Here is a 4204-nt window from a genome sequence, read left to right on the forward strand (position 1 = left end):
GCGCCGACCTGTGCCTGTGCCGGGTCCAGAGTGGGGCCGAGCAGGGGTGAATCGTGCCGGTCGGCCCCGTCGGAGACGATCCCGAGCGGGACACCGCAGGCATCGGACGCGACGGAGCGTTTCAGCCCCTGCTTGCCCCGGTCCACCGGGGAGCGCCCGGCCTTGTCCCCACCGGACGGGACCTTGGTGATGCAGCCGTCCACCGAGATCTCGCTCAGCCCGAGGCCGATCATGCGGTCGTAGGCCTCGAGTGCAAGGGCATGGACCTTCTCGGATATCCCCAGTTCAGCCCACTGCTTGACGCGGCGCCGGATGGTCCGACCGGCCCGCCTGGGCTGCCCCACCCACCATTTGCCGGTCGGTCTAAGGTGGTAACCACAGCTCGCTGTTACTAGCAATCGGAGTACCAGGAACCCATGTCGGAAACGGCCGCCCGGGCCAGAGAGCTCGGCGACCTGCTGCGGTCGCGCCGCGAGCGGCTGCGGCCCGACGAGCGCAGCCAACGGTGTTAGCGAGCGGGGGCGAGGGAGAGGAACGGTCCGCCCGGCGCGGGTCGGCCGCCTGCGGGCGACGGGTTCCACGCGATGCGGACGGTTGTGCCCTTGTCCAACCACACGGAGGCACCGTGTGCGGCGTGGCGCAGCACGATGCCGACCGCGTACGCCTGGTCCCAGTCCGTCGGGGCGTGGTACTCGGGGTCCAGTACTGGTAGGAGTCTGTGATCGACTGATCTGAGTTCATGAGCCTGGCGGCCCGCGATGTCACCGACAGTGGTCGCCGTGGGCGTACTTCTTCCAGGTGCTGTCGGCCTCGGCGGCGAGGGCTTCGGCGTGGACGGTGTGGTAGCCGAGCTTCGCGGCGACCACGGACGGGGGCGCCTGCAGGACGAGTTGCCGCAGGGCGGCGGTGCGCCCGCGCAGAGCGGGGATGCCCGCAGCGGCAAGGCGCCTGCCGAGCGTCGCGGGGTCCGCCGATGGGACCGGTCTGGTGGCGCTACGGCCTCACCGGCCGTGTCCCCGCGGCCGCCACGGCGGCGCCGGTTGTGGGGGCACGCGTGTCAGGGTCCGCAGACGGCGTAGGGGGTGACGGTGGTGGAGTTGGTGCTCTGGTTGTCGGCGAGGATTTGCCAGGTGTTGCCGACGGGCCGGCTGGTGACCTCGGTGGGTGGGACGGCGCCGCCGCTTTGCTGGTATCCGCCGCCGGTGATCACGTGGCCGGTCGGGCAGCTGGCCGTGGCCACGACCGGGACCCTGGCTGTGGCCATCCCGAAGGGGCGGGGGCCGACGGGGACGGTGGCGGTGACGGTGTCGGTGGCGGTGTTGATCACCGACACGGTGCCGTCGAACTCGTTGGTGACATAGGCGCGGGTGCCGCCCGGGCTGACCGCTACCCCGAAGGGGTGGACGCCAACGGGGATGGTGGTGGTGACGGTGTTGGTGGTCGTGTTGATCACCGACACGCTGTTCGAGTTGAGGTTGGAGATGTAGGCGGTGGCGCCGTCGGGGCTGACCGCCACCGTCTGCGGGGTGGTGCCGACGCCGATGGTGGCGGTGACGGTGTTGGTGGCGGTGTTGATCACGGACACGTTGTTGGAGCCCTGGTTGACGACGTAGGCGGTGGTGCCGCCGGGGCTGACGGCCACCGCGACCGGTTGGGTGCCGACGCCGATGGTGGCGGTGACGGTGTCGGTGGCCGTGTTGATCACCGACACCGTGTTGTCAACGATGTTGGTGACGTAGGCGGTGGTGCCGTCCGGGGTGAAGGCCACTCCGAACGGGCCGGCGCCGACGGTGATGGTGGTGGTGACGGTGTTGGTGGCCGTGTTGATCACCGACACGTTGTGCGAGTTGGAGTTGGTGACGTAGGCGGTGGTGCCGTCCGGGGCGACCGCCACCCCGGCCGGGTTGGTGCCGACGGTGATGGTGGTGGTGACGGTGTTGGTGGTCGTGTTGATCACCGACACGCTGTTCGAGGCCGCGGCGTTGTTGGTGACGTAGGCGGTGGTGCCGTCCGGGGCGACCGCCACCGCGAACGGGTTGGTGCCGACGGGGATGGCGGTGGTGACCGTATTGCTGGACAGGTTGATCACCGACACGTTGTTCGTGGTGAAGTTGGCGACGTACGCGAAGGTCCCCGACGTCGCAGCGTGGGCCGGGGCGGCCGCCGTCACCGGCAGTGCCACGGCCCCCAGCACGATCAGTCCCGCCATCAGAGCGCGCACCCAGGTCTTCCATCGCAGGGCCCGGCCCGGGCCCGTATCGTGCCGTGCCGGGCCGGGCAGGCGTCGTTTCCCAGGACTCAGCATCGCCGTACCTCTCGCTCGAAGAACCGGAAGGGTGGCGACGCAGGCCCCGGGGTCGGAACGGCCCGCACGACGACGGCGCACGCGGCCGACAGGGCCGGCCCCACCACGGCCACCACCTGGGCCCACGGCCGTGGGCCGTGCCCGGGTCGCGTGTTTTCGCGTCTCATCACCGGCGCGTCTTCGCCCTTACCGGTCGGGGCGGTTTCGCCACCGCGCTGACAGGACCTCGATGGGCCACAGGCCACCGTGCCGTCAGAGTAAACACATTTGCGAGGAATATGATGGTTCGACACTTTCCATCCGCGTGATCCGGCCCGCATGTGTGCGACATCCCGCGAGTTCTCTTGAGCCCCGCTGAGTGACCGAGGCCGTGGCCAGGGGCTTCTTCCTCCTTCGAGTGCTCCGCTGGGCTGTGACGTAACTTCGGGATTCCTGAAGCGTTCTCAGCTCGTGCGACCGATCTTCGGTCCGGTCGAAGGCGAGGAGGCGCGAGTTGGCGGCGCTTGGCGGTGGTGCGGGACCTACGCGAGTACCGGGATCCGGCCTCGGCGGAGGAGCTGGAGCGGTTCGAGACCGACGTGCTGGCCGGCTTCGTGCTGGCCCGGGCGTCGGCGGGGCTGACGGACGGGACGATCCGCGGGGACGTCGGGCATCTGGAGCAGGTGCGGACCTGGTTCGGCCGCCCGCTGTGGGACATGGAGCCGGCCGACGCGGACGCGTACTTCGGGCGGGTGCTGCGGGGCTCGCCCAGCGGCACCCACCTGGCTCGCTCCCAGGCCCTGAGCACGTACTTCCTGTTCCTGGAGCTGCGGCACAAGGTCGAGATCCACCGGATGACCGGCCGGGTCGTCGAGTGCCCGATCGACGAGATGAACCGCCCGCGTGGCTCCAAGGATGCCCAGCTGCGGATCCCGCCGACCGCTCCGGAGATCGGCCAGCTGTTCACCGGCTGGGGCGGCGAGCTGGCGACCTGCCGCAAGTTCGCCCCCACCGCCAGGAACTACACCGCCGCGAAGCTGATGTCCCAGGTCGGACTGCGGGTGAGTGAGGCGTGCGGGCTCGACCTCACCGACATCAAGTGGCACCTGGGCCGGTTCGGCAAGCTCCACGTCCGCCTCGGCAAGGGCGCCCGCGGCTCGGGGCCGCGCGAGCGGATGGTGCCGCTGATCAGCGGTGCGGACCGGACGCTGCGGTGGTTCATCGAGGACGTCTGGGGCCAGTTCGACGAGGACCACACCCGCCCCGGCACCCCGCTGTTCCCCTCCGAGCGCAGGAACGCCGACGGATCGTCGCGCCGGGTGGGCGACGACGCCCTGCGGAACGGTCTGGCTGTCGCCGTCGAGGCTCATCTTCCCTACTGGGCAGAGAAGTTGACGCCGCATGTCCTGCGGCACTTCTGCGCGTCCGAGCTCTATGCGGGCGGCCTGGACCTGCTCGCAATCCAGGAGGTTCTGGGACATTCCTGGATCGCCACGACGATGCGGTACGTCCACGTCCAGCAGACCAGGGTCGAGGACGCCTGGACGGCCGGGCAGCAACGGGCCGCGAAGCGGCTGGAAGGACTGATGGGATGAAGTGGAACCTGCGGCTGACCGCTGCCAACAAGGGCATCTGGAAGGCATCCGAGCTGCAGCGGAGCCTGGCAGAGCACGGTCTGGTCGTCTCCGCCGGGAAGATGTCCGGCCTGTGGTCCGGCCAGCCGGTCTCCCTGAAGCTGGAGGACCTGGACGTCATCTGCGTCGTGCTCGGCTGCGAGATCGCCGACCTGCTGATCCCCGAGCCGGAGAAGGTCTCCCGCCCCGGGCAGCAGGAGACCGGGCGTGCCGTCGTCGCGGCGGCGGCCTCGGCGGCGCGGGCCTGGGCAACTACGGCGCGGCGAACGTGTTCCTGGACGCGAGC

Annotated in this window: 3 protein-coding genes and 1 pseudogene; 2 read left to right on the top strand and 2 right to left on the bottom strand. The window is 70.1% G+C overall.

The features are described 5' to 3' along the window. A pseudogene (locus ACWDAK_RS40725) lies at positions 1 to 320 on the bottom strand (IS5/IS1182 family transposase); the annotation flags it as partial. Between the two features lie 737 nt (positions 321 to 1057). Beyond that, the gene (locus ACWDAK_RS40730) at positions 1058 to 2221 is read right to left on the bottom strand and encodes a beta-propeller fold lactonase family protein (protein WP_427396304.1); all 1164 of its coding nucleotides are present in this window, start codon (positions 2219 to 2221) and stop codon (positions 1058 to 1060) included. Positions 2222 to 2814: 593 nt separating this feature from the next. Here ACWDAK_RS40730 and ACWDAK_RS40735 point away from each other — a divergent pair. Then, complete coding sequence (locus ACWDAK_RS40735; protein WP_427396303.1) at positions 2815 to 3879, top strand: tyrosine-type recombinase/integrase; 1065 nt, start codon at positions 2815 to 2817, stop codon at positions 3877 to 3879. After that, on the top strand, positions 3876 to 4204 hold a 329-nt coding region (locus tag ACWDAK_RS40740; RefSeq protein ID WP_449806583.1), incomplete at its 3' end, for a helix-turn-helix domain-containing protein. The genes ACWDAK_RS40735 and ACWDAK_RS40740, both read left to right, overlap by 4 nt.

Source organism: Kitasatospora sp. NPDC001175 (assembly GCF_053598215.1).